Here is a 5,600-nt window from a genome sequence, read left to right as displayed (position 1 = left end):
GCGACCGGAGTCCGGTCGCCGCCCCCTCGGGGTTTCCGCTATTCCGACTTGGCGGCCGCGGCGGCCAGGCCGGCCGACCACTTCTCCTCGACCTTGCCGAACTTCCAGTAGGCGATCGCCGCGACCCAGGTCAGCACGAACAGGCCGACGATCGCGTAGCCGACGAAGTTGAGGTCCAGCCCGCCGATCCAGGCGATCGGGCCGCTGGTGATGTCCAGCTTCTCGCCGAGCAGGCCGATCAGCTCGACCAGGCCGATCACCAGCGCGACCAGCACCGACAGGCCGGTGACGGTCAGGTTGTAGTAGATCTTGCGGACCGGCTTGGAGAAGGCCCACTCGTAGGCGAAGTTCATGAACGAGCCGTCGATGGTGTCCAGCAGGCTCATCCCGGCCGCGAACAGGATCGGCAGCGTGAGCAGCGCGTACCAGGGCAGCGAGAACGCGGCCGCGCCGCCGGCCAGCACCAGCAGCGACACCTCGGTCGCGGTGTCGAAGCCGAGGCCGAACAGCAGGCCCACCGGGTACATGTGCCAGGGCTTGGTGACGGCCCTGGTCACCCGGCCGAGGATGCGGTTCATCAGCCCGCGCCGCTCCAACTGGCGCTCCAGCTCGGCCTCGTCGTACTCGCCCACGCGCATCCGGCGGAACACCTTGAGGATGCCGTTGAAGGCGCCCAGGTTGATCAGGCCGAGGAGCAGCAGGAACGTCCCGGAGACGGTGGTGCCGATCAGACCGGTCATCGTGTGCAGGGTCGAGTCGTCCGCCTCCACCTGGTCGGCGAGCGAGCGGATGCCGAAGGCGAGCAGCGCGCAGAGGCCGAAGACGATCGAGGAGTGCCCGAGCGAGAACCAGAAGCCGACCGACAGGGGCCTCTTGCCCTGGCCCATCAGCTTGCGGGTGGTGTTGTCGATCGCCGCGATGTGGTCCGCGTCGAAGGCGTGCCGCATCCCGAGGGTGTAGGCGGTCAGGCCCATGCCCGCGCCGAACACCTGCCCGCCGACGTCGTAGTGCTCGGGCGCGACCAGCGCGAGCAGGGTGAACCAGCCGACGACGTGCAGCACGAGGATGAACCCGCCCATCCCGGCCAGGCGCATCCACTCCTCCCGGGTGAGGCGGTCCCGCCATCTGACGGGCGAGGCACCTGCGGCGGGGCTGGACATCCTGTGGTCCTTTCGGGTGATCCGGGCGAAGCTGGGCCATCTTTCCCCCCTCCGGGAAGCAGTTGCAAGTCATGTGCAAATGCCGGGCGACGGCGAACGGGGGCACGCGGGCGCGGACGAGGGGCGCGCGGCGACAGGCACACGCCCGCTCGCACCGGCCTCCACCCGGCCGCCCCACCCGGCCTCCCCACCCGGCACCCCGACCGGCGGGCCGCGACCACCTCGCAAGCTTCGTCAGGAAATCGGACGATTCCTCCCCTAGGGTCGAGATGCCGACGCCCGCGGCGCGCTCCCCGTACGCGCCGCGGGCCCTCCGGCGCTCACCGGCCCGGGATCCGATGGGAGCGGCCATGCCGTCCTACCCCTTCCGCACCACCCGCGAGGACTTCCGCATCCCGCTGCCCGACGGCACCCGGCTGGCCGCCCGGCTGTGGCGCCCGGTCAGCGACGAGCCCGTCCCCGCCCTGCTGGAGTACTCCGCCGGCCGGCTCACCGACCGCACCGCCGCCGAGGACGCCCGCCGCCACCCCTGGTACGCCGGCCACGGCTACGGCGCCGTCCGGGTCGACACCCGCGGCCACGGCAACTCCGACGGCCTGCCCGGCGAACCCGGCGGCGACCAGGAGCTCGACGACGGCGCCGCCGTCCTCGACTGGCTCGCCCGCCGCCCCTGGTGCAGCGGCCGGGTCGGCCTGCTCGGCGTCGGCGCCGCCGGCACCACCGCCCTGCTGCTCGCGGCCCGCGCCCCCGACACCGTCGGCGCCGTGGTCACCGTCTGCCCCGAAGGCGGCCACCGCCTCGGCGGCGCCCTGCTCGCCGCCGACCTGCACACCCGGCTCACCGCCCTGGTCGCCGACGCCGCCCTCCCGCCCGACCCCCGGCACGTCGGCGACGCCTGGCGCACCGACTGGCTGGCCCGCCTCGAATCCCTGGACCCGCCCGTCGACGCCTGGCTCGCCGCCGGCGAGACCACCGTCCCCGTACCCGCCCCCACCTTCGCCGTCGCCGGCTGGGGCGACCCGTCCTGCTCCTTCGTGCTGCGCCTGCTCGCCACCTCCCCCACCGCCCGCGCCCTGCTCGGCCCCTGGCCGCACGGCCTGCCCGAGGACACCCTCCCCGAGACCCTGCGCTGGTGGGACCACTGGCTGCGCGACCTCGACACCGGCGCCCTGGCGGAGCCCGCCCTGCGCAGCTGGATCGGCACCCGCTGGACCGGCGAGGAGACCTGGCCCTCCCCCGACGTCCGGGAGATCCACTACGGCCTCGACGGCCCGCTGCGCACCGCCGGCACCGCCTCCGACGACCGCCACGTCCGCGTCCGCTCCCCGCAGCACACCGGCCTCAACGCCGGCGCCTACGTCCCGCTCGGCCGCCCCGCCGACCAGCCGCCCGACCAGCGCGAGGAGGACGGCCGCTCGGTCTGCTTCGACTCCCAGCCGCTGCCCGAACCGGTCGAACTGCTCGGCATCCCGACCGTACGGCTGCGCCTGCGCGAGGGCGGCCCGCCCGCCCAGATCACCGCCCGGCTCTGCGCCGTCGGCCCGGACGGCACCTCCACGCTGCTCACCCGGGGCGTCCTGGTCGCCACCGGCCCCGACGCGGACGTCGAGCTCGCCGCCTGCGCCGGCACCCTCCCGGCCGGGCACCGGCTGCGGCTCGCCCTCTCCTCGGTCTACTGGCCGTGGGTGTGGCCCACCCCGGACGGCGCCGGCTACGCGCTCGACCCGTCCCGCTCCACCCTCACCCTGCCCACCCGGCACCTCGCCGCCGACGTCGGCGCCGCCCCCGTCGCCTTCGAGGCGCCCGCCCTGCCCGAGCCGCTCGACATCCACCGCACCGAGCCGCTGACCGCCCGGCCCGAGCACGTCACCGTGCACGACATCGGCCGCCGGGAATGGCGCGCCGAACTCTCCCCGGCCACCGACGGCAGCCGCACCCACCCCGACGGCCTGGTCCGCGACGAGCACACCGTCACCGCCTACCGGGTGCTCACCGGCGCCCCGCTCAACGCCCAGGCCCGCACCGACCACACCGTGCGCCTCGAACGCCCCGACATCGGCTGGGACGTCACCGTCCAGACCCGCACCCAACTGCGCTGCGACGCCGGGCACTTCCTCAGCGTCGTGCAGCTGCGCGCGCTGGAGGCCGGTTCGGTGGTGTTCGCCCGGGAATGGCAGCACCGCGTGCCGCGCTGGATTCCGCAAGGCGATTCCAAGTAATCCTTATGCCTTTGCTTTAAATTCCCGCATTGCTTTGTCAATGGCGACATGAAGACCCTCGGCCCGATCGGCGGCCCGAGCCGGGAGTCCACCGCCGAGCACTATCGCCTCCTCGACGAACTCGGCGACCGTCTCGGCGGCACCGAATCGCCCGAGTGCGGGCCGATCCGGCGCGATCCGCAGGACACGCCCCGGGTCAGAGCCGGTCGTAGATGGCGGCCAGCTGTCGGAGCACGTCGGTCGCGGCGTCCAGGGCGGGGGCGTCGTGGTGGGCGAGGGCGGTGTCGAGCGCCCGCGCCAGGGCGGCCTGGCGTTCGTCGTGGCGGTGGCGGCCCGCGTCGGTGAGGGCGACCAGGACGGACCGCTTGTCGCCCGGCGGGCGTTCCCGGGTGACGTAGCCGGCGGTGGCGAGGTTGTTGACCAGCTGGGTGGTGGCGGCGCTGGTGGTCTCGGTGGCGGCGGCGAGCTGGCCGATCGACAGCGGGCCCGTCTCGGCCAGGACGCGCAGGGCCCGGGCGTGGGTGAGGGAGAGCGCGCCGGGGGTGCGGGTGGCGCGGCCGCGCAGGCGGGAGTCGGCGGCGCTGAGGCTGTAGGCGGCGCGGGCGAGCCGGTCGAGGGCCTGCTCGCGGGTGGGGGTGGGTTGGGGCTGCGACATGGGGGCGGCCTCCGTGGCTCGCATCGATGGGCGGGTTGACAACAGAATATCCTAAGTACTTAATAAATAAGTACTTAGCAACTCGGCGGCGCCGCCACCGAACCCCCTACCGACACGGAGGACACCCGTCATGACCGTTCGTTCGACCGCACAGAACTGGGCCCTGGACATCGCCCTCGCCCAGGGCGGCTTCGACGCCCTGCACCCCCAGGCCAAGGGCACCCTGGAGCAGCTGGGCCACGACCACACCGACTTCGACAAGGTCTTCGACCTGGTGCAGAGCGGCGTGATGCTGCCCAAGGCCTGGGCCACCGTCGCCGGGCAGGCCGAGGAGCGCGCCGCCCACCACGAGCGGGGCGGCTTCGCCCGGACCGCCGCCGACCTCTACGTGCGCGCCTCGGTGATGTGGGGCCGCGCGCAGTACTCGATCTTCGACGCCACCGACCCGCGCAAGCTCGCCTTCCGCGAGCACGCCAACCACTGCGTGGAGCGCCTGGGCGCGCTGCGCGACAACCGGGTGCGCCGCGTCGTCCTCGACTTCGAGGGCAGGCAGATCTTCGCCCTGCTGCACCTGCCGGCCGGTGAGGTCCGCAATGCCCCCGCGGTGATCCTCGGCCCGGGGATGGACATGATCAAGGAGGACTACATCTACGCGGCGGAGCGGTACTACACCTCGCACGGCATCGTGGCCCTGTCCATCGAGGGTCCGGGCCAGGGCGAGAGCCGGGCCAACGGGCTGACCGTCGACCTCACCAACTACGAGCGCGCGATCAGCCGCTACATCGACCACCTGGCCTCGCTGCCCGAGGTCGACGCGGCCCGCATCGGCATGTTCGGCATCTCGATGAGCGGCTACTGGGGCTCGCGCGCCGCCGCCACCGACCGCCGCCTCGCCGCGCTGGCCGCCTTCGAGGCCGTCACCGGCGACTTCACCACCATCTTCGAGCGCGCCCAGCCGACCTTCAAGAACAACTACATGTACATGGCCGGCTACACCGACGAGGACGCCTTCGACACCGAGCTGGTCGCCCGGATGCCGCTGGGCGACCTGGTCCGGGAGATCACCTGCCCGGTCGTCTACGGCATCGGCGAGTTCGACGAACTCACCGTGCTGGAGCAGGCCCTGGCCAACTACGAGCACATCCGCGCGCCCAAGGAGATGCGCGTCTACGAGAACGAGTTCCACCCGCTGGGCGGCACCGCCGCCGAGGTCTTCCGCTTCGGCGCCGAATGGGTCGAACGCGCCCTGAACGGCGAGTTCGCCGAGCCCGGCCGCGACGTCCGGCACTACGTCCACAGCGACGGCCGCACCACCGACGGCACCGCCGACCCCACCTGGTGGCTCGGCACCACCCCGGCCGTGATCGCCGACGCCCGCCGGGCGTGACACCGGGCGGCCTCCGGCGCGCACGGTCCGGCCCCGGGGTGCGGGAGCCCCGGGGCCGGACGGCGTGCCGGTGGTGCGTCAGCTGGTCTGGATGGAGGTGTCGTCGATCACGAAGCTCGTCTGCAGCGAGGCGTCCTCGGTGCCGGTGAACTTCAGGGTGACCGTCTGGCCCGCGTAGG

General features: G+C 73.3%; 4 protein-coding genes. 2 read left to right on the top strand and 2 right to left on the bottom strand.

What is annotated here, in order from left to right:
* Nucleotides 1–38: 38 nt before the first annotated feature.
* Nucleotides 39–1,160, bottom strand: a complete 1,122-nt coding sequence (gene nicT, locus ABT015_RS34720; RefSeq protein WP_350886390.1) for a Nickel transporter NicT — start codon at nucleotides 1,158–1,160, stop codon at nucleotides 39–41.
* A 350-nt stretch (nucleotides 1,161–1,510) separates the two neighbouring features.
* Between nicT and ABT015_RS34715 the strand changes: the two genes are divergently transcribed.
* Nucleotides 1,511–3,379: a CocE/NonD family hydrolase gene (locus tag ABT015_RS34715; protein ID WP_350886388.1), complete on the top strand. Its 1,869-nt coding sequence runs from the start codon at nucleotides 1,511–1,513 to the stop codon at nucleotides 3,377–3,379.
* A gap of 196 nt (nucleotides 3,380–3,575) precedes the next feature.
* Here the strand turns inward: ABT015_RS34715 and ABT015_RS34705 are convergent, their stop codons facing one another.
* Nucleotides 3,576–4,034, bottom strand: a complete 459-nt coding sequence (locus ABT015_RS34705) for a MarR family winged helix-turn-helix transcriptional regulator (RefSeq protein WP_350886386.1) — start codon at nucleotides 4,032–4,034, stop codon at nucleotides 3,576–3,578.
* Between the two features lie 130 nt (nucleotides 4,035–4,164).
* Between ABT015_RS34705 and ABT015_RS34700 the strand changes: the two genes are divergently transcribed.
* Complete coding sequence (locus ABT015_RS34700) at nucleotides 4,165–5,421, top strand: alpha/beta hydrolase (RefSeq protein WP_350886384.1); 1,257 nt, start codon at nucleotides 4,165–4,167, stop codon at nucleotides 5,419–5,421.
* Nucleotides 5,422–5,600 lie beyond the last annotated feature (179 nt).

Source organism: Kitasatospora sp. NPDC094016 (assembly GCF_040304045.1).
Taxonomy (GTDB): domain Bacteria; phylum Actinomycetota; class Actinomycetes; order Streptomycetales; family Streptomycetaceae; genus Kitasatospora.
Note: the sequence above shows the minus strand (reverse complement) of the source record. Positions and strands in the feature narration are given on the sequence as shown.